At 64.1% G+C, this 20,914-nt stretch carries 19 protein-coding genes; 14 read left to right on the top strand and 5 right to left on the bottom strand.

What is annotated here, in order from left to right:
- From AO692_RS33830 to AO692_RS29370, 5 genes are all read right to left on the bottom strand, one after another.
- On the bottom strand, positions 1-381 hold a 381-nt coding region (locus AO692_RS33830), incomplete at its 3' end, for a biotin/lipoyl-containing protein (protein WP_244483543.1).
- 2 nt (positions 382-383) lie between these two features.
- Positions 384-1,382, bottom strand: coding sequence for an alpha-ketoacid dehydrogenase subunit beta (locus AO692_RS29385; RefSeq protein WP_054313577.1), 999 nt, complete (start codon positions 1,380-1,382; stop codon positions 384-386).
- Positions 1,382-2,416 carry a thiamine pyrophosphate-dependent dehydrogenase E1 component subunit alpha gene (locus tag AO692_RS29380; protein WP_054313576.1) on the bottom strand — a complete coding sequence of 345 codons (1,035 nt, stop codon included), beginning with the start codon at positions 2,414-2,416 and terminating at the stop codon, positions 1,382-1,384. The genes AO692_RS29385 and AO692_RS29380 overlap by 1 nt, the downstream gene beginning before the upstream one ends.
- A gap of 12 nt (positions 2,417-2,428) precedes the next feature.
- On the bottom strand, positions 2,429-3,748 hold the full coding sequence (locus AO692_RS29375; protein WP_054313575.1) for an NAD(P)H-dependent oxidoreductase: 1,320 nt from the start codon (positions 3,746-3,748) through the stop codon (positions 2,429-2,431).
- Between the two features lie 227 nt (positions 3,749-3,975).
- Entirely contained in the window at positions 3,976-5,007 is a 1,032-nt protein-coding gene (locus AO692_RS29370; RefSeq protein WP_054313574.1) for a P1 family peptidase, read from the bottom strand.
- A 275-nt stretch (positions 5,008-5,282) separates the two neighbouring features.
- Here AO692_RS29370 and AO692_RS29365 point away from each other — a divergent pair, with 275 nt between their 5' ends.
- The 14 genes from AO692_RS29365 to ureC all read left to right on the top strand — a co-directional run bounded on the left by AO692_RS29365 (position 5,283) and on the right by ureC (position 20,910).
- A complete protein-coding gene (locus AO692_RS29365) occupies positions 5,283-6,314 on the top strand; it encodes a substrate-binding domain-containing protein (RefSeq protein WP_054313595.1) in 1,032 nt (343 codons plus the stop codon).
- Positions 6,315-6,393: 79 nt separating this feature from the next.
- Positions 6,394-7,935: a sugar ABC transporter ATP-binding protein gene (locus tag AO692_RS29360; protein ID WP_054313573.1), complete on the top strand. Its 1,542-nt coding sequence runs from the start codon at positions 6,394-6,396 to the stop codon at positions 7,933-7,935.
- Between the two features lie 16 nt (positions 7,936-7,951).
- On the top strand, positions 7,952-8,935 hold the full coding sequence (locus AO692_RS29355) for an ABC transporter permease (protein WP_054313572.1): 984 nt from the start codon (positions 7,952-7,954) through the stop codon (positions 8,933-8,935).
- Between the two features lie 11 nt (positions 8,936-8,946).
- Complete coding sequence (locus AO692_RS29350) at positions 8,947-9,927, top strand: sugar-binding transcriptional regulator (protein ID WP_054313571.1); 981 nt, start codon at positions 8,947-8,949, stop codon at positions 9,925-9,927.
- On the top strand, positions 9,924-10,919 hold the full coding sequence (locus tag AO692_RS29345) for an aldo/keto reductase (protein ID WP_054313570.1): 996 nt from the start codon (positions 9,924-9,926) through the stop codon (positions 10,917-10,919). Before AO692_RS29350 ends, AO692_RS29345 begins: the two co-directional genes overlap by 4 nt.
- A gap of 19 nt (positions 10,920-10,938) precedes the next feature.
- Entirely contained in the window at positions 10,939-12,657 is a 1,719-nt protein-coding gene (locus AO692_RS29340) for a glycerol-3-phosphate dehydrogenase/oxidase (RefSeq protein ID WP_054313569.1), read from the top strand.
- Entirely contained in the window at positions 12,648-13,487 is an 840-nt protein-coding gene (locus AO692_RS29335; protein WP_054313568.1) for a class I fructose-bisphosphate aldolase, read from the top strand. The genes AO692_RS29340 and AO692_RS29335 overlap by 10 nt, the downstream gene beginning before the upstream one ends.
- 52 nt (positions 13,488-13,539) lie before the next feature.
- Entirely contained in the window at positions 13,540-15,054 is a 1,515-nt protein-coding gene (locus AO692_RS29330) for an FGGY-family carbohydrate kinase (RefSeq protein ID WP_054313567.1), read from the top strand.
- Positions 15,051-16,658 (top strand): GMC family oxidoreductase, encoded by a 1,608-nt coding sequence (locus tag AO692_RS29325; RefSeq protein ID WP_054313594.1) that lies wholly within the window; start codon positions 15,051-15,053, stop codon positions 16,656-16,658. The genes AO692_RS29330 and AO692_RS29325 overlap by 4 nt, the downstream gene beginning before the upstream one ends.
- Positions 16,659-16,938: 280 nt before the next feature.
- Positions 16,939-17,775, top strand: coding sequence for an urease accessory protein UreD (locus tag AO692_RS29320; protein ID WP_054313593.1), 837 nt, complete (start codon positions 16,939-16,941; stop codon positions 17,773-17,775).
- A 24-nt stretch (positions 17,776-17,799) separates the two neighbouring features.
- The gene (locus AO692_RS29315) at positions 17,800-18,102 is read left to right on the top strand and encodes an urease subunit gamma (protein WP_054313566.1); all 303 of its coding nucleotides are present in this window, start codon (positions 17,800-17,802) and stop codon (positions 18,100-18,102) included.
- 34 nt (positions 18,103-18,136) lie between these two features.
- Positions 18,137-18,829 carry a HupE/UreJ family protein gene (locus tag AO692_RS29310; protein ID WP_054313565.1) on the top strand — a complete coding sequence of 231 codons (693 nt, stop codon included), beginning with the start codon at positions 18,137-18,139 and terminating at the stop codon, positions 18,827-18,829.
- Positions 18,830-18,836: 7 nt separating this feature from the next.
- Positions 18,837-19,142 carry an urease subunit beta gene (locus tag AO692_RS29305; protein ID WP_054313564.1) on the top strand — a complete coding sequence of 102 codons (306 nt, stop codon included), beginning with the start codon at positions 18,837-18,839 and terminating at the stop codon, positions 19,140-19,142.
- A gap of 55 nt (positions 19,143-19,197) precedes the next feature.
- Entirely contained in the window at positions 19,198-20,910 is a 1,713-nt protein-coding gene (ureC, locus tag AO692_RS29300; protein ID WP_054313563.1) for an urease subunit alpha, read from the top strand.
- Positions 20,911-20,914 lie beyond the last annotated feature (4 nt).

The following is a 20,914-nucleotide window of genomic DNA, read 5'->3' as shown; positions in this document are numbered from 1 at the left end:
GCCTGCCGGCGCAGGCGTCTCCTGCACGGCGAGCGCGGTCTGCGCGGCCTTGTCCTGGGAGGAGGACATCGGTGTTTCAGTTTTGGCGGTCGCAACAGGCTGCGGCTCGGCGGATGCTGGTGCAGGCGCAGCGGCGTCCTCGCCTTCGGCATAGATCCAGGCGACCGGCGCGCCGACCGGAATGTCGACGCCTTCCTTGCCGGTGATGTTGCGCAGCGTACCGGAAGCCGGCGCATCGATTTCCATCGCCGCCTTGTCGGTCTCGATCTCGAACAGGACATCGCCCTGCTTGACGGTGGCGCCTTCCTCGAAGAACCAGCGCGAGATCTGCCCGGTCGCCATGTCCATGTCGACCTTGGGAAGGATGACTTCGACTGGCATCGTCAGCGCTTTCCCTTAGCGAGGTCGCGCGCGGCCGCGACGATATCAGGCACCTGCGGCACCGTCGCCTTTTCGAGCTCCGGATTGTACGGGATCGGGATTTCGGCGCCGCCCAGGCGCACGATCGGCGCGTCGAGATAGTCGAAGGCATCGCTTTCGGCGACAGCGGCACTAACTTCTGCGCCGATGCCCAGCGTCTTCACCGCCTCGTAGACGCAGAGAAGCCGCGAGGTCTTCTTGACGCTGTCGATGATGGTCTGCTTGTCCATCGGGCGCACGGTGCGCAGGTCGATGACCTCGATGTCGATGCCCTCGGCCTGCAGTGCGGCGGCCGCTTCAAGCGCCTTGTGCACCATGATCGAGGTGGCCACGATGGTGAGGTCGCGGCCCTGGCGACGGACATCGGCCTTGCCGATCGGCACGGTGTAATGGCCTTCCGGCACCGGGCCCTTCATCTTGTAGAGCAGCTTGTGCTCGAAGATCATCACCGGGTCGGGATCGGCCACGGCCGCCAGCAGCATGCCCTTCACGTCATGCGGGGTCGCCGGCTGGATCACCTTCAAGCCAGGCACATGGCCAAGCCAAGCTTCCAGGCTCTGGCTGTGCTGCGCGGCGGCACCCGTGCCGGAACCGGCGGGGAAGCGCATCACAACAGGAACCGAAACCTCGCCGCCCAGCATGAAGCGCATCTTGGCGGCCTGGTTGACGATCTGCTCCATGGCGAGCGTGGCGAAATCGGAGAACTGGAACTCGAAGATCGGACGAAGGCCGGTCAGGGCCGCGCCAACGGCGACACCCGCGCCGCCCAGTTCCGAGATCGGCGTGTCCATGACGCGCTCGGAACCGAAACGCTCGACCAGATCGCCGGTGACCTGGAAGGCGCCGCCATAGACGCCGATGTCCTCGCCCATCAGGAAAACGCGCTCGTCCTGCTCCATGGCGATCGCCATGGCTTCCTGGATGGCCTGGGCATAACTCAGCTCACGCACGGCGACGTCCATCACGCAACCTCCGTATAGACGTAATTCTCAAGGTCGCGGATTTCCGGGCTCGGGCTGTCCTTGGCGAACTCGATGCCGTCGGCAATCTCTTTCTTCACCGCTTCGCGCACCGCCTCGATGCCTGCGTCGTCGATGATGCCGAACTCCTTCAGCTCGGCTTCGAACAGCGCGATCGGATCGCGGTTGGCCATCCAGTCCTCGATCTCCTCCTTGGTGCGGTAGCGGTTGCGATCGCTTTTGGAGTGACCGCGGTAGCGGTAGGTCTTGGATTCGATCAGCGTCGGACCCTCGCCGGCCCGGGCACGCTCAACAGCGGCGTTGGCGGCCTCGGCCACTTCGGAGAAATTATTCCCGTCGACGATGACGCCAGGCATCGCATAAGCGCCGGCGCGGTCGGCGATGTTCTTCACAGCCGTCGAGCGCTCGGTCGAGGTCGACATGCCGTAGCCGTTGTTCTCGCACACGAAGATCACCGGCAGCTTCCATACGGCGGCCATGTTGAGCGCCTCATGGAAGGCGCCCTCGTTGTTGGCGCCGTCGCCGAAGAAGGAGACAGCGACCTTGCCGGTCCTGAGCTTCTTGGCGGCAAGGGCAGCCCCGACCGCAATCGGAATGCCACCGGCAACGATGCCGTTGGCGCCGAGATTGCCCTTGGTGACGTCGGCGATGTGCATGGAGCCACCACGGCCCTTGCAGTAGCCGGTGGTCTTGCCGAAGAATTCGGCAAACATGCGCTTCACATCCGCGCCCTTGGCAATGCAGTGACCGTGGCCGCGATGCGTGGAGGTGATCTGGTCCTGATCGGTGAGCGGCATGCAGATGCCCATGGCGCTGGCCTCCTGGCCGATGGACAGGTGCATGGTGCCGTGGATCAGGCCGCGCATATAGGCGTCTTCAGCGCCCTCCTCGAAGCGGCGGATCAGATACATCTTGTGCAGCACTTCACGCAGCTGCTCAGCCGTGTACTTTCGGAAGGCAAATGGCAGGTTGGGTTGCGCCGCCTCGTTGTTGGCGGCTTTCCTGGCGGTGGCCATGATGATGCTTCCTCAGTTGCCGTAGACGAGCTTGTCCTGCCGGGCACGCAGCTCGGCGATCTTGGAGCCTGGCGCCGGAGCGGCGTTGGCGTAGGTGATCAGTTCGCCCTTCTTGATCGGCGCCGTCACCGAGCCGCCCTGCAACAGGCCGCACGGGATGGCCTTGGCGGCGTGTGCTTCCGGCGCGGTCATGATCCAGGCGCGGTAGCAATATTCGCCAATGGCATCGAGCTTTTCGCCCGGCTGCATATCCTTCTTGGCGACGGCGCAGACCTCGGCGACGGGCTTGGCCAGCGGCACCATGTCGGCCTTGCCGTAGAGCACGACGCGGGCGCAGGTGAGCGGCACTTCCAGCGAGGTCAGGTGGTAAGGACGATGGAAGGTGAAATACGGGCCCTTGCCCATCTTCAGATCTTCCATGCGTTCCGAAACGCGCGGATGCGACATGTCGGCGACGACGAAGACGCCCGGCGCAACGCCCTTGCCGATCGAATAATCGACGACGCCAACCCTGGAGAGGACACCACCGTCCTTTTCCGGGATCAGCACCTTGTTGAGCTCTCCGAGCGTTGCGGCCGGACCGTGCATGCCGGCCTTGTCGGGCACGAGGCCGGTGGCATTGGCGATGGCCGCCATCTCGACCATGGTCTTGGAACCGTCGACGAACTCGACCAGCATGCGCACATTCATGTGGCGGCGCGCCGCTTCCTCCTCATAGGCGGGAGGCGTGGCATCGATGTTGAGCGGGTTGTTCTTGCCTTTGCCGGCGGCAACGATGGGATGGCCCATCGCCGAGACGAATTCGATCAGTTCCATGCAGGAGGATGGTTCGTCGCCGGCGCCGAGCGAATAGGTGACGCCGAGGCGGTCGGCCTCGCTTTTCAGATAGGCGCCAATGGTGACATCGGCTTCGACATTCATCATGACGAGATGCTTGCCGTGCTCCATGGCGCGCAGGCCAATCTCGGCGCCGACAGCCGGCACGCCGGTGGCATCGATGACAACGTCGATCAGATCGTTGTTGATGATGAGGTCGGCGTCGTTGGTGACGGCAACCTTGCCGGCCTCCATCGCCTCGGTCATGGCCGAAGCATTCGACACTTCCTTCGAATGACCGCCTTCCTGGAAGGCGATGTCGACAGCCTTATGGGCATTGGGGATGTTCAGTTCGGAGATCGCGCCGATCTCGATGCCGGACATGTGCGCGACACGCGTCACGATGTCGGTGCCCATTTCGCCCGAGCCGATCAGGCCGATGCGGATCGGCTTTCCGGACTTGCCGCGCTCCTCGAGATCACGGGCCAGACCCGTCAACGCAATATTGGAAGCCATAGCAGTCACTCCTCCCACATGCAGGCTATTCAGATGCCTGACGGGTATTGAACATATGTATTTCTGTCAAGACTAATGTCCACAAACTTCCGTGTTGGCGGAGGGTTTATGGGGATGATGGCCAATGGCGCGGACGTGCGTCCTCCGCAGTTCGCCCGCGAAGGTTGCACCCCTTTTCAACATGTGCAGAACAGCGCACCGCCACTCTCCTTGAAGGAGAAAGAGGCTCAGACGTTTGCCCGCAGCCACTCCGCCAGGGATGGACGGCGCGCATCGTTCCTGCCTTTGAAAGCAGGCGAGGCAAGCATCGAATTCAGCACCGCTTCCTGGGTTGCCTCGGCGGCGGCCTGGAACAGCAGGTCGATGCGCGACTCATTCAACACCTGGACCGGAACCAGACCGCGTTTCTCGTCGTGGTCGACCGGATCGGCGGTCGAGAAAGCAATTGCAATGTCACCGCTGCCATGCCCCCAGAACGCGCCAAGCCTGGCGATGCCGGCGCCGGCGCGGCGGGCGACACGTTTCAGCTGCCGGTGTTCAAGCGGCACGTCGGTGGCCATAACGATGATCACCGACCCGCTCTCGGCTTCGGACGGCCGGCGAGCATCGGGACGACGACCGTCGGGCAGCACGAGATCACCTGCCCTGCCAAAGTTGGAGAGCACGAGTGCGCCAAGATGATGATCGTGGCCATCGAGCACGAAGCGCCGCGACGCGGTGCCGATGCCGCCCTTGAAGCCGAAGCAGGTCATGCCCGTGCCGGCGCCGACACTGCCCTGCTCGACCGGCCCTTCGCCGGCGGCTTCGATCGCGGCCAGCGCATGCGCCTCGCTGACCGCAAGCGCCTGAATATCGTTGAGCGGCCCGTCATTGCATTCGGCGACGAGCGGGTTGACGGTGCCGGTGCGACGACCGACGTCCGGGTTCTGCCGGATCGCCTGCCGGATCAATGCGGTTGCGCATATGCCGACCGAAAGCGTGTTGGTCAAAAGCAGCGGCGTCTCGATCGTGCCGAGCTCATCGAGCTGCACCAGCCCGACCGTCTTGCCGAAACCGTTGATGACTTCGGATGCCGCCCTCACCTTGTTGCGGAAAAGATTGCCGCCATGCGGCAGGATGGCGGTGACGCCGGTGTTGATGTCGCCATCGCGCATCGTGACATGGCCGACCTGAACACCAGCAACATCGGTGATGGCGTTCAGCATGCCGGAAGGCAGCGAACCGCAGGTCAAACCGAAGTCCTTGATGCTGACGGTCATCGCCACTCCTCGCATGCTGCCACCGGATCGGGCACGGCCTTGCCAGTTGCCAGAACCGCTCCGGTTTGTGCAAGTGACGGAGTGGTTCATTTTCCGGTCAATGGCTGGTTGATGTGAAATATATTTCAGTATATGAATTTTATTGACAGTATCGTCGCATGCTGCAATGATCCAGTTGCCGGCTTCGGGAGGAAGTCCGGCTGCAATCAATCCATGAAACGGCGCAGAGGCGCCGCGACGGTTCTTGAGGAATGGCTTCGGCCAAGGGAGGAAACTTGCGCAAATTTCTGAGCACGCTCGCCATGGCGGCAGCGGCGTCGACCTTCATGAGTTCGGCTCCGGCGCTCGCTGAAACCGCCAACCCATTCAAATGCCAGCCCGGCGAAAAATACGTCATGAACGTCATGGTGTCGGGCGTCGAATACTGGTTCCCGGTCTATGAGATGTTCAAGCAGGCCGGCCAGCAGTTCGGCTGCGAAACCGCTTATACCGGCACGCCGGAATATGACGTGAACAAGCAGATCGCCACCTTCGACCAGGCGCTCGCCCAGAAGCCGGCCGGCATCCTGGTTCACCCGATGAACTCCGACCCGTTCATCGAGCCGATCAACCGCGCCATCGACCAGGGTACCGCCGTCGTGACCTTCGCGGCCGACTCGCCCAATTCCAAGCGTGTCTCCTACATCACCTCCGACAATGTTGCCGAAGGCACCTACGCTGCCGACGCCGTCGCGGAATCGATGGGCGGCAAGGGCGAATACGCCGTGCTGGAGAACCCCGGCCAGGACAATCACGACAAGCGCGTCTCGGCTTTCGTCGCCCGCATGGAAGCCAAATGGCCTGACATGAAGCTCGTCGGCCGCGCTGCTTCCAACCAGGACCCGACCAAGGCCTATCAGGCAGTGCTCAGTCTCGCCCAGGCGCATCCCGACCTCGGCGCCGTCTTCATGCCGGAGGCCAATTCGGCGATCGGCGCCGCACAGGCGGCCAAGGAAGGCGGCGGCAAGATCAAGGTGATGCTGGCCGACGTCAACGCCAAGATCCTCGACATGATCAAGGCCGGCGAGATCTTCGGTTCGGTCAACCCCAACCAGGGCATGCAGGGTTATATGGGCTTCATGCTGCTCTGGCTGGCCAAGCACCCCGAGCTGATCGATCCGATGAATGACGCCAAGCGCGCCGGCACCAACGCCATGAAGGTACCGTTCGTAGACAATGGCTTCTCGATCGTAACCAAGGACAACGCCGACGATTTCTATTGGGACAAGTATCTCAAGCGGCGTGGCACCAAGGGCATCGAAGAGTAAACTTCGGTCTGAACCATCAACTGGCCGGAAGGGACAGTCCCTTCCGGCACCTTTTCAGAATCTTTCGCAGGAGCATGGCGTGACCGACGCGCCCGTCCTTCAGATCCGCAACCTTTCCAAAGCGTTCGGCCCGGTCAAGGCGCTCAGCGGCGTCGAGCTCGAGCTGCGGCGCGGCGAGGTGCACGCGCTGTGCGGCGAGAACGGCGCCGGCAAGTCGACGCTGATGAACATGATCGGCGGCGTGCTGCATCCCGACGAAGGCGAGATCCTGATCGACGGCCGGCCGGTAACGATCGCTTCGCCGGCGATGGCACAGAAGCTCGGCATCGCGCTGGTGCACCAGGAGATCGCGCTCTGCCAGGACGCGACGGTGGCCGAAAACATCTGCATGGCGGCGATCAACGCCCGCCGCGCCCCGCTGATGAATTACAGCGAAGTCTATGCGCAGGCCGAAAAGGCGATGAACCAGCTCGCGCCCATTCCGGTGCGCACCAAGGTCGCCGACCTTTCCATTTCCAGCCAGCAGTTAGTCGAGATCGCCAAGGCGCTCACCCTCGACTGCAAGGTGCTGATCCTCGACGAGCCGACCGCGGCACTGACCGAAACCGAAGCCCAGCGGCTGTTTTCCATCGTGCGCGGCCTGAAGGCGCGCGGCATCTCCGTGATCTATATCAGCCACCGCATGGCCGAGATCTTCTCGCTCTGCGACCGCGTCACCGTCTTCCGTGACGGGCGCTATGTCGCGACCGAAACCATCGCGTCGACGTCCCCCGACGATGTCGTGCGCAAGATGGTCGGACGCGAGATCACCCAGCTCTACCCCGACAAGCTTCCCGTGGATGCCGTCTCCGGCCGCACCTTGCTCTCCGTCAAGGGGCTCTCCGACGGCAGCCGGTTCGCCAATGTCGACCTTGACCTGAAGGCTGGCGAGATCCTCGGCATCGGCGGCCTGATCGGCGCCGGCCGCAGCGAGATCGCACAGACGATCTGCGGCCTGCGGCAGGCAAGCACCGGCAGCGTTGCGCTCGACGGCAAGCCTCTCACCATCCGCAGCTATGCCGACGCCGTGCAGGCCGGCCTCGTCTACCTTTCCGAGGACCGCAAGGGTTCCGGCGTATTCCTTGATCTGTCGATCGCCGCCAATGTCTCGGCGCTCGACCTCGGCAAGCTCACCGGCCGTTTCGGCCTGCTCGATCGTCGTGCCGAAGCTGATCAGGCGGCCAGCCTTGCCAAGCGCCTCGGCGTGCGCATGGCCGGCATCGATGCGCCTGTCTCGACGCTTTCCGGCGGCAACCAGCAGAAGGTGGCGATCGCCAAGCAGCTCTCGGTATCGCCCAAGGTCATCATCATGGATGAGCCGACGCGCGGCATCGATGTCGGCGCCAAGGTCGAAATCCACCGCCTGCTGCGCGATCTTGCCAACCAGGGTGTCGGTATCCTCGTCATCTCCTCGGAGCTGCCCGAACTCATCGGTCTGTGCGATCGCGTCCTGGTCGTGCGCGAAGGCGCGATTGCCGGCGAGCTCGGCGCGGGCGAGCTCGACGAGGAAGCCATCATCATGCTGGCCTCCGGCGTGCAGCCGGCCCCAGCACATCAAGGACAGGTGAACCATGTCGCCTAGAGCGGGAGAAACCGTCATGCATGCCGACATCAAGGCCACGGGCCCGAGCCGTTCCAGCTTCGCCCGGCTTGCCTCGATGCGCGAGGCCGGCCTGATCGTGATCATCCTGGCGCTGTGCATCGCCATGAGCTTCGCATCGCCGCATTTCCTGACCTGGGGCAACTTCCGCGCCATGCTGATGAGCTTCTCGATCGAGGGCATCGTCGTGGTCGGCATGACCATCCTGCTCATCGTTGGCGGCATCGACCTGTCGGTCGGCTCCGTGGTCTGCTTCTCCATGGTGGTTTCCGGCGCGCTGTTCCTGATGGGGTTGGACCCCTGGACCGCCAGCCTGATCGGCATCGCGGTCAGCGCGCTGATCGGCGCGGTGATGGGTTTCTTCGTCACCGTGGTCGGCCTAAACCATTTCATCACCTCGCTGGCTGCGATGGTGATCGTGCGCGGACTGTGCCTGGTCATCACCAAGGGGACGCCTTTGTCCCTGTTCACGCTGCCGCCGGGGTTCAAGGCCATCGGCCAGGGCAGCTTCCAGGGCATTCCCTATGTCATCATCATCTTCGTGGTCGTGGTGACGATCTTCGACTTCCTGCTGCGGCGCGCCACCGCCTTCCGGAAGGTGTTCTACACCGGCTCCAACGAGAAGGCAGCGCAGTTCTCCGGCATTAAGACCAACCAGGTGAAGTTCTGGGTGACGGTGCTGTGCGCGACGCTGTCGGGCGTCGCCGGCGTCATCTACATGGCGCGCTTCGGCGCCGCGACGCCGACCTTCGGCGCCGGCATGGAGCTCAACATCATCGCGGCGGCGGTTATCGGCGGAGCCTCGCTGAAGGGTGGCTCCGGCACAATCTTCGGCGCCATCCTCGGCATCGCGCTGCTGTCGGTGGTCACCAGCTCGCTGATCCTGCTCGACATCTCCGTCTACTGGCAGGACATGATCAAGGGCTGCATCCTGCTGGCCGCGGTATCCGCCGACCACTTCCTGCACGCCAAGAAGTCCTGAGGCGCGACACCATGGCACCTCCCAGCACACGCGACGACATCTCGACCGTGCGCCAGATGCATCAGGCGCTTGTCCTCCACTACATGGAGGGCAAGACCCAGGCCGAGATCGCCAAGGAACTCGGCATCTCGCATGCCACGGTGAACCGCCTGATCAAGCGCGGCCACCAGCTCGGTCTCGTGGAGATCAAGATCAAGTCGCCGATCGACCATCTGGTCGACCTCGAAACGCGGCTGGTCGGGCTTGGCGGCATCGAACGCGCGGTGGTGGTGCCGACGGTCTCGGAGAACCCGCAGACGGCGTTGCAGCGCGTCGGCGAAGCGGCGGCCAGTCTGCTTCTCGAAACGATCAAGGACGGCGACACCATCTCGATCACCGGCGGCAAGGGTGTCAGCGCGCTGGTCGCCGGCCTCAAGCCCGGCCGCAGCTACGATGTCGAGGTAATCCCGGCGACCGGACTGGTGCAGGGCAAGCACTACACCGACGTCAACCACGTCGCCTCGCTGATGGCCGACAAGCTCGGCGGCCGCGCCTACCAGATCCATGCACCGCTGTTCGCCGATACGCCGGAACAGCGCGAGATGCTGATGGGCGTGCGCGCTGTCGCAGATGTGTTCCGTCGGGCGCGCGAAGCCACCATCGCCGTGGTCGGCGTCGGCTCGATCCTGACCGACGATTCCTCCTATTACGACCTGCACCCCTCCTCCAGCGCCGACCGCCAGGCCATCGAGCGTTCCGGCGCCTCGGGCGAACTGCTGGCGCATCTGATCGACAGAGACGGCAGGCTCAGCGACTACACACTGAACCGTTCGCTGGTTTCGCTGACGCTGGACGAATTCGCCACCATCCCGCGCTCGATCGGCATCGCCAGCGGGCCGAGCAAGGTCGCGCCGATCCTGTCCGCGATGCGCGGAAACCATCTCGACATCATCGTCACCGACGAGGCCACCGGCCTCGGCATCCTCGACCTCGCCGAAAGAGAAGCAGCATGAGTTCCAGACAGATCCAGCGCGCCATCGGCGCATCCGGCATCCAGGCCTCCGCCGTCGGTCTCGGCACCTGGGCGATCGGCGGCTGGATGTGGGGCGGCACCGACGAGCAGGCTTCCATCCACGCCATCGAAGCTTCGATAGACGCCGGCGTCAGCCTGATCGATACCGCGCCTGCCTACGGCCTCGGCCGCAGCGAGGAGATCGTCGGCAAGGCGATCAAGGGCAAGCGCGACAAGGTCGTGATCGCCACGAAATGCGGCCTGAACTGGCACTCCGGCAAAGGCAACCATTTCTTCGACCAGGACGGCAAGCCGGTGCACCGCTATCTCGGCGCCGACGGCATCGCCTATGAGGTGGAACAGAGCCTGAGGCGGCTCGGCACCGACCATATCGATCTCTACATCACCCATTGGCAGGACCCGACGACGCCAATCGCTGAGACGGTTGCCGCGCTGGAGAAGCTGAAGGCCGCAGGCAAGATCCGCGCGATCGGCGCCAGCAACGTCAACGCCGAAGAGCTGAAGCAGTATGTCGCTGCCGGGCAGCTCGATGCCATCCAAGAGCGCTATTCGATGATCGACCGCGAGATCGAAGGCACCCTGCTGCCGATCACGCAGAGAAACGACGTTGCGACGCTCAGCTATTCTTCGCTGGCGCTCGGCCTGCTCACCGGCTCGATCGATCCCGGCCGGGCCTTCTCCGGCGACGACCAGCGCAAGGACAATCCGCGCTTCTCGGCATCCAACCGGCAGAAGGTTGCGGCGCTGAAACAGACGATCCAGCCGATCTCGGATCAGCACAAGGCCTCGATGGCGCAGATCGTCATCGCCTGGACGCTGGCGCAGCCCGGCATCACCTTCGCGCTGTGCGGCGCCCGCAATCCCGAACAGGCCCTCGACAATGCACGCGCCGGAGAGGTCAGGCTCAATTCAGCGGAACTGGCCGCCATCGACAGAGCGATAGCCTCGCATCTGACCCAGTTGGATGCCTGATTAAGCGAGACATTCTGCCATGAAGCGCAATGAAACACTCGCCGCGCTGCGAGAGCGGCCGGATATTGCCGTGCTGGTGATCGGCGGCGGCATCAACGGCATCAGCGTCTTCCGCGAGCTGGCCTTGCAGGGCGTCGACGTGCTGCTGGCTGAAAAGGGCGACTATTGCGGCGGTGCCAGCGCCGCGCTGTCGCGCATGGTGCATGGCGGTCTGCGCTATCTGGAAAACGGTGAATTCAAGCTGGTGAAGGAATCGCTGCTCGAGCGTGACCGGCTGCTGCGCAATGCTCCCCATTATGTCGCGCCGCTGCCAACCACCGTGCCGATCTTCGACATCTTCTCCGGCATCGCCAACGGCGCGGTGCGCTTCCTCGGCCTGACCCGGCGTCCGAGCCGGCGTGGCGCGCTCGTCATCAAGGCGGGACTGACGCTCTACGACGTCTTCACCGCGTCACGCCGGCTGATGCCGGTGCACAGTTTCCGCGGCGCCCGGAAAACGCTGGCGACGTGGCCGGCGATCAATCCGGCGACGCGCAGCTCCGCAACCTACTACGACGCCTGGGTGAGCCGGCCGGAACGGCTGGGCCTCGAAATGCTGCACGATGCGATGGCGGCCTCGCCCACGGCGCATGCACTCAACTATGCACAGGTCGGCTCCGATGCGGACGGCCTTACGCTGACCGACACCATCTCCGGTGAGACGCTGCCGGTGCGCCCCCGCCTGATCATCAATGCCACCGGCGGCTGGATCGACCTCACCAACAGGTCGATCGGCGTGTCTGCGCCGACCATGATGGGCGGCACCAAGGGGTCGCACATCATCGTCGACAGCCAGGAGCTCCACGACGCGCTCGCCGGCCAGATGATCTATTATGAGAACGAGGACGGGCGCATCTGCATCCTGTTCCCCTATCTCGGCAAGGTGCTGATCGGCTCGACCGACATCCGCGTCGACGATCCCGACCAGGTGCGCTGCGAGGATGATGAGCTACGCTACATCCTGCAGTCGCTCGCCTTCGTCTTTCCGTCGATCAGGATCGCCGAAGAGGAGATCGTCTTCCGTTTCTCCGGCGTGCGGCCATTGCCCGCAAGCGAGGACAGCTTCACCGGACGCATCCCGCGCGACCATTTCTGCGAATTCGTCGAGCCGACCGGCATGCTGCCGGCGACGCTGTGTATGATCGGCGGCAAATGGACCACCTTCCGTTCCTTCGGCGCTTTGGCTGCCGACATGGCGCTGGAGCGACTGGACCTGACGCGCAAACTTGGAACCGAAGACCTGGCGATCGGCGGTGGTCGGGATTTCCCTGCAGATACGGCGACCTGGTGTGGAGCACTGGCGTCCGAATACAAGATCAGCAAGGCGCGCGCGCAGACGCTACTCGAGCGCTACGGCAGCTCGGCTCGTGCCGTCGCTGACGTGCTTTCCACGACACCGGACGCCATGTTGCCCGGTTACGGCTACAGTCACAATGAAATCCGGCTGATCGTGGAGCGCGAACAGGTCGAGACGCTGGCCGACATCTTCCTGCGCCGCACCACCATCGCCATCACCGGCGGCCTCACGATTGATCTTGTCGATGCTGTGCTCGATATCCTCGCCGCCCACAAGAAATGGGACGCCAAGCAGGGTTCACGGGAGCGCGCCGCGTTCCTGGCGCTGCTCAAGCACCAGCATGGCGTCGACCTCTCCAACCCCTCCGAGACCGACAACAAAAGGAGCGCGATATGCGCGTGAACAAGAAAGTCCGCATGAACAGGCTGTTCGGCAACGGCCGCTGCCTCGACGTCGCCATCGACCATGGCGTGTGCAACGAGCCGAGCTTCCTGGTCGGACTGGAAGACATGGCCGGCGTGGTGGACAAGCTGGTCAAGGCCGGCCCCGATGCCATCCAGATGAATTACGGCCAGGCCGACCTGCTCCAGGATGTGCCAGGCAAGGACAAGCCGGCGCTGGTCATGCGGATCGACATGGGCAACCCCTACAACAGGATCCGCCATCGTGCGATGTGGGCCGTGCTGCAGAACGAGGCCGAGCCGCTGATCGGCGCCATCGAGATGGATGCTGCCTGCGTGGTGGTGAACCTGTTCATGCTGCCTGACGAGCCGGACCTGTTCAGGCAATGCGTGCAGAACATTTCCCGCGTGCGCGCCGACTGCGAAAAATATGGCATGCCATTGATGATCGAACCGCTGGCCATGCTGCCAGTGGAACAGGGTGGCTACATGGTGGACGGCGACGCCGAGAAGATCGTGACGCTGACGCGCCTGGCGCGCGAGATGGGCGCCGACGTGGTCAAGGCCGACCCGACCACCCGGGCTGAAGACTTCCATCGTGTCGTCGAAGCAGCACGCTGCCCGGTGCTGGTGCGCGGCGGCGGCAAGGAGAATCTGCGCGCGGTGTTCGACAAGTCGGCGGCGCTGATGGCGCAAGGTGCGCTCGGCATGGTCTACGGCCGCAACATCTACCAGCATGCCAATCCGAGCGCCGTCGTGCGCGGCCTGATGGCGATCATTCACGACAACGCGGATGGCGCCAAGGCCTGGGACCTGTACAACCAGTCGTGATGCCCTTCCCTTCTCCCCTCGTGGGAGAAGGGAACACCTCGGGAGGAGGCCGATGGGTAACTACATTCTGGGTCTTGATGCCGGCAACACGGTCATCAAAGCCATCATCTTCGACACCACAGGGCGGGAACTGGCGATGGCCGCACTCGACGGCCGCTCGTCGATGCCGAAGCCCGGCCATGTCGAACGCGACCTCAGCGAGCTCTGGGCCAATGCCGTCACGGTGATCCGCCGCTGCATCGAGCAAGCGGGCATCGATGCCGGCGACATCGTCGCGATCGGTTGCGCCGGGCACGGCAACGGCCTCTACGCACTCGACCGCGACGGCGCGCCGCTGATCGGCATCCAGTCGCTCGACACGCGCGGGGTCGGCATCGTCGCTGAGTGGGCGCAAGCCAATGTCGGCGACCGCACCTATCCCTATTGCCTGCAGCGGCCCTGGGCTGCGCAGACACCGACACTGCTTGCCTGGATCAAGCGTTTCGCCCCGGAGCTGTTCCAGCGCATCGGCACCGTGTTCCTGTGCAAGGACTTCGTCGTCAACCGGCTGACCGGCGCGCGCTCGAGCGACACCACCGACATGTCGGGCTGCGGCCTGCTCAGCATGCCGGCGCGCCGCTACGAACAGGGCCTGCTCGCCGCCTACGATCTCGACGACTGCATGGACCTGTTGCCGCCGGCACTGGAATCCGCGGAAATCGCCGGCCATGTCACGGCGCAGGTGGCGGCGCTGACCGGCCTGAAGGCCGGAACGCCGGTGATCGCCGGCCTGTTCGACGTGGTGGCGAGCGCCATCGGCTCGGGCGTGACCCGCACGGGTGCCGCCTCGATCATTGCCGGCACCTGGAGCATCAACCAGGTCATCACCGACGAGCCTATCCGCGACCCCTCGATCTTCATGCTGTCAACCTTCGACCCGCAGCGCTACCTGGCGATCGAATCCAGCGCCACCTCGGCGGCCAATCTCGAATGGATCGCACGTGAATTCCTGGAACACGAAGCCAGCGATGGAAAATCGCCGTTCGAACACGCCAGCGAGCTGGTCGCTTCCGTCGACCCTGCCGGCGACGTACCGATCTACCACCCCTTCCTGTACGGCTCGCAGCAGAACGGGCGTGCACGCGCCGGATTCTACGGCATCGCCGGCTGGCATGGCCGCGCGCATATGCTGAGAGCCCTGTTCGAGGGCGTTGCCTTCGAACACAAGCGCCATGTCGAGACGCTCTACCGGGCCGGAGCGCATTTCGATGAGGCGGTGTTGTCTGGCGGCGGCTCGCGCAGCGGCGTCTGGGCCCAGATCTTCGCCGATGTGCTCGGCGTGCCCGTCACCGTGGCGAGGAGCCGCGAGACCGGAGCGCTGGGTGCTGCGATCGCCGCCGGCACCGGTGTCGGTGTCTTCACCGACTTCGCGGCAGGCGCTTCTGCGATGACCTCGGCTGCACGGCGCTATTCGCCCAATGGCGCGATTGCCCCTGCCTATGCCGCGCGCTACCAACTCTATGGCGAGATCAACCAGGCGATGAACCCGATGTGGGAACGCATCGCCAAGACGCAGGCGCAGCCGTGACCGAACCCGCTTCCTTCGGCGAATTCGACTTCGTGATTGTCGGCGCGGGCTCTGCCGGCTGCGTGCTGGCGAACCGCCTTTCGGCCGACCCGCGCAACAAGGTGCTTCTGCTCGAAGCCGGCGGCAGCGACCGCTACCATTGGGTCGATATCCCGATCGGCTATCTCTACTGCATGGGCAATCCGCGCACCGACTGGCTGATGAAGACCGAGCCGGATGCCGGCCTCAACGGACGCAGCCTCAACTATCCGCGCGGCAAGGTGCTGGGTGGCTGCTCGTCCATCAACGGCATGATCTACATGCGCGGCCAGGCCGCCGACTATGACGGCTGGCGCCAGGCCGGCAATGGCGGCTGGGGCTGGGACGATGTGCTGCCCTATTTCCGCAAGTCCGAGGATTACCACGGCGGCAACAGCACCATGCACGGCGCCGGCGGCGAATGGCGGGTGGAAAAGCAGCGCCTTTCCTGGCCGATCCTTGATGCTTTCCGCGACGCTGCCGAGGAGCTCGGCATTCCGCGCACTGAAGACTTCAACAGCGGCACCAATGAAGGCTCCGGCTATTTCGAGGTCAACCAGAAGAAGGGCGTGCGGTGGAACACCTCCAAGGCGTTCCTGCGCAGCATCGTCAACCGCCCCAACCTGCGCGTCCTGACCGGCGCCGAAACCGAGCGACTCGCCTTCGACGGACGCCGCGCGACCGGCGTGGTCTTCCGTCATGAGGGCAAGCTGCAATTCGCCAAGGCTGCAGAAACGATCCTGGCAGCCGGCGCCATCAACTCGCCGAAGATCCTTGAACTTTCTGGCGTCGGCAGACCGGACCTCCTGTCCAATCTGGGCATCGAGACGCGGCACGCCCTGCAAGGCGTTGGCGAAAACCTGCAAGACCATCTGCAGATCCGCACCGTGTTCAAGGTCAAGAACGCCGATACGCTGAACCAGCGCTACCACAATCTCGTACGCCGCGCGGCGATGGGCGCCGAATACGCGCTGTGGCGCAGCGGCCCGCTGTCGATGGCGCCGAGCCAGCTCGGCATCTTCGCCCGCTCCGACAGCAGGCTCGCCACGCCGGATCTCGAATACCACGTGCAGCCGCTCAGCACCGACCGGCTAGGCGAGCCGCTGCATCGCTTCCCCGCGGTGACGGTCTCGGTCTGCAACCTGCGGCCCGAAAGCCGCGGTACCGTCCACATGGAAAGCGCCAATCCGAAGGCGGCGGCAAAGATCCGGCCGAACTATCTGTCGACGGAAGGCGACCGGCATGTCGCGGTCGCATCGATCGAACACGCGCGCCGGCTGATGAAGACCAAGGCGATCGCGCGTTTCGAACCGGAAGAAATGCTGCCCGGGCCTCAGGTCACCAGCCAGGATGATCTGGTGCGCAAGGTTGGCGACATCGCCACGACGATCTTCCACCCTGTCGGCACCTGCAAGATGGGTTCGGACGACATGGCGGTGGTCGATGACCGACTTCGCGTACACGGCCTCGGCAGCCTGCGCGTCGTCGACGCTTCGATCATGCCGACGATCGTCTCCGGCAACACGAACTCGCCGGTGATCATGATCGCCGAGAAGGCGTCGGAGATGATCCTGCAGGATCGGTAGACAAGTCCTCGCACTCTCTTAAAGTGGCATGCGACTAGAGCGTTTCCGTTTTTCACGGAACCGCGGAAACGCTCTAAGTTTTGTTTTAGTCGCATTTTTGTAACGCCAAGTGATTCCACTTGGCTACAAAATGCTCTGGAGCGCCGGGCGTCCTTGGACGCGCAAAGGTCGCTCTAGCACTTTGATTTTGCGCATGATGGGTGGCGCAAGCCACCCTGCCTTTCCGAAAATCGATGCCGATTTTCGGGGTCATGCGACAAGGCCGGACGGGTGGGCGCGCATGCTGACGAAGAGCGAAAGCCTGGCGGAGCTTGCCCCGCAACGCGCCGTGGGGCACGGCAACATCCAGGTGGAACAGCGACACGGCCGATCGCGCATCGCCCGCCTCTTCCAGGAGGGCTGCGCCAAGATCCGCATGCCGCGTGTGACGTGCGACCCGTTCGAAGCCATCCTCATCAACACCGCCGGCGGGCTGACCGGCGGTGATCGCCTGAACTGGACCGTCCAGGCATGCGAAGACACGTCGGCAGTCATCACCACCCAGACCTGCGAGCGCATCTACAGGTCGCCTGAAAGTGCAGCCGTCGTCGAAACGCGGCTGACCGCCGAAAAAGGCACGCATCTTGCTTGGCTTCCGCAAGAGACGATCCTGTTCGAGCGTTCGGCCCTGTCCCGGCGGCTGGAGGTCGACATGGACGGCAGCGCTACCGTGCTGCTGGTGGAAGCCGTGGTGTTTGGAAGGCAGGCGATGGGAGAGATCGTGACGGAAACGCGTTTCCATGACCGCTGGCGGATCCGCGTCGATGGACGGCCGATCCACGCCGAGGATTTCCGGCTTGGCCCGGATCTCGGCGCGCAACTGGGTCGCGCAGCCATAGCCGGCGGCCAGCGCGCCCTGGCAACAGTGTTGCTGGCAGGCCCCGAAGCCGGGCGCCATCTGGACGCGGCGCGTGCAATCGTCGGCAAGGATGGTGCGGTCAGCAACTGGCAAGTTGGCGGCGTCGACAAGCTGCTGGCAAGGCTTCACGCGCCGGACAGCTATGGCCTGCGCAAGCGGCTGGCACTCCTGCTGCGACTACTGAATGGGCAGTCGCTGCCTAAAGTTTGGTCGATCTAGAACAACGAACGGTCCGGTTGAACCATGAATCTGACACCTCGGGAGAAGGACAAGCTCTTGGTCGCCATGGCGGCGATGGTAGCGCGCCGACGGCTGGAACGGGGCGTCAAGCTCAACCATCCGGAGGCGATCGCGCTGATTTCCGACTTCCTCGTCGAGGGCGCGCGCGACGGACGTTCCGTCGCCGACCTCATGGAGGCCGGCGCGCATGTCATCTCCCGCGCCCAGGTGATGGAGGGCGTGGCGGAGATGATCCACAACGTGCAGGTCGAAGCGACATTCCCGGACGGCACCAAATTGGTGACCGTGCACGAACCGATCCGTTGAAAACGGGCAGAAGCCAAGAGGAGAGACGACGGTGATGAAGAAGAAGACCCTGTTGACCACGATCGCGCTCAGCCTGGCGGCAAGCCCGGCTTTCGCCCATCTCAACCCTGCCGAACATGGCTCCTTCGCCGCCGGCTTCAGCCATCCCCTGTCCGGCCTGGACCACATCCTCGCCATGGTGGCGGTGGGCCTGTGGGCGGCCATGCTTGGCGGGCGGGCCCTGTTAGAGCAATTCCAGGAAAAGTGCGCAGCGGTTTTCCGTCCGGAATTGCGCAAAAACAAAAAGCTAGAGCGTTTCCGCGTTTCCGTGAAAAACGGAAACGCTCTGCTGGTGCCAGCAGCCTTCGTCGGCGTCATGCTGCTGGGCTTTGTCGCCGGTCTCTCCGGCATGCCGCTGCCATTCGTGGAGCCGATGATCCTCGCATCGGTGGTGGTGCTAGGCCTGCTCGTTGCGCTGGCGCTGCGGGTGCCGGCGGCAGCCGGCGCAATCATCGTCGGCTTCTTCGCCTTCTTCCACGGCCATGCGCATAGTGCCGAGATCGGCGCCGCGGCATTCGCCTCCTATGCCGCTGGGTTTGCGATATCGACTGCCCTGCTCCATGGCGCCGGCATCCTGGCCGGCCTCGGCCTTGGCCGCCTGGGCGCGCGCGACAAGGCGCTTGTGGCAATGCGCATCGCCGGTGGCGCGACGGCGCTGGCCGGCATCGCACTGGCGATCACCGGGTGAGGACGCGATGATCCCGGGAGAAATCCTCACGCCGGATGGCGATATCGAGCTGAACCAGGCTGCCGAGGCTCTTATCCTCAAGGTCGCCAATACAGGCGACCGGCCGATCCAGGTCGGCAGCCATTATCACTTCTTCGAGGTCAACGCGGCTTTGCGTTTCGACCGTGAAAAGACGAGAGGGCTGCGGCTGGACATTGCTGCCGGTACGGCCGTGCGGTTCGAACCGGGACAGGAACGCGACGTATCGCTGGTTCCGTTCGGCGGCGAACGCGTCATCTACGGCTTTCGCCAGATGGTGATGGGAAAGCTCTAAGTTTGCGGCCGGTTCGCCGGCCTCCGCAACAGACATCCTTCGACGGAGACGTTCGATGCCAGCAAGGATCAGCCGCGCCACCTATGCGCAGATGTACGGGCCGACGACCGGCGACAGGGTGCGGCTGGCCGACACCGAACTGTTCATCGAGGTGGAGCGGGATTTCACGACCTATGGCGAAGAGGTGAAATTCGGTGGCGGCAAGGTGATCCGCGACGGCATGGGACAAAGCCAGGTCTCGCGCGCCGACGGCGCCGTGGACACCGTGATCACCAATGCGCTGATCGTCGATCATACGGGCATCTACAAAGCCGATGTCGGACTGCTGGACGGGCGCATCGCCGCGATCGGCAAGGCGGGCAATCCCGACACCCAGCCCGGCGTTACCATCGTCATCGGGCCGGGCACGGAAATCATCGCCGGCGAAGGGCGGATCCTGACCGCCGGCGCCATCGACAGCCACATCCATTTCATCTCGCCGCAGCAGATGGAAGAAGCCCTGACTTCGGGCGTCACCTGCATGATCGGCGGCGGCACCGGACCGGCGCACGGAACGCTGGCCACCACCTGCACGCCGGGCCCGTGGCACCTTGAGCGCATGATCCAGGCTTTCGACGGCATGCCGATGAACATCGGCTTGTTCGGCAAGGGCAACGCCTCCCTGCCCGGCGCGCTCGAGGAGATGGTGCTCGGCGGTGCCTGCGGCCTGAAGCTGCATGAGGACTGGGGCACCACGCCTGCGGCCATCGACAACTGCCTGGCCGTCGCCGATCGCTTCGACGTGCAGGTCGGCATCCACACCGACACGCTGAACGAAAGCGGCTTCGTCGAGGACACGATCGCGGCGTTCAAGGGCCGGACGATCCACTCCTTTCACACCGAAGGCGCCGGCGGCGGCCACGCGCCCGATATCATCCGCGTCTGCCAGTACCCCAATGTTCTGCCGGCTTCGACCAGCCCCACGCGCCCCTATACGATCAATACCGTGGCCGAACATCTCGATATGCTGATGGTCTGCCATCATTTGTCGCCGTCGATCCCGGAGGACATCGCCTTCGCCGAAAGCCGCATCCGCAAGGAAACGATCGCGGCCGAGGATATCCTGCACGACATGGGCGCGTTCTCGATCATCTCCTCCGACAGCCAGGCGATGGGGCGCGTCGGCGAGATGGTGATCCGCTGCTGGCAGACCGCCGACAAGATGAAACGTCAGCGTGGATCGCTGGCCGAGGACGATGCCGGCAACGACAATTTCCGCGTCCGCCGCTATGTCGCCAAATACACGATCAATCCGGCCATCTCCCACGGCATCGCGCATGAAGTCGGTTCCATCGAGATCGGCAAGCGTGCGGACCTCGCACTGTGGAGCCCGGCCTTCTTCGGGGTGAAACCCGACATGGTCCTGCTCGGCGGGATGATCGTGACGGTGCCGATGGGAGACCCGAATGGCTCGATCTCGACGCCGCAACCGGTGCATTTCAGGCCGATGTTCGGTGCCTTCGGCAAGGCGCTGAGCGCAAGCTCGGTGACTTTCGTGTCGCAGGCCGCGCTGGCATCAGGCCTGCGCGAGAAGATCGGCGTTGAAAAACAGATGGTAGCGGTCGCCAACACGCGGGACGGTATCGGCAAGCGCTCGATGGTGCTCAACGACGCGATGCCGGTCATGGAAGTCGACCCCGAGACCTATGAGGTGCGTGCCGACGGCAGGTTGCTGACGTGCCCGCCCGCAGAAACCGTGGCGCTGGCACAGCGCTACTTCCTGTTCTGAGAGC

It is taken from the genome of Mesorhizobium sp. 1M-11 (assembly GCF_001303895.1).
Classification (GTDB): domain Bacteria; phylum Pseudomonadota; class Alphaproteobacteria; order Rhizobiales; family Rhizobiaceae; genus Mesorhizobium.
The sequence above is the reverse complement of the archived record's forward strand: the minus strand, read 5'-3'. Positions and strand labels throughout refer to the sequence as shown.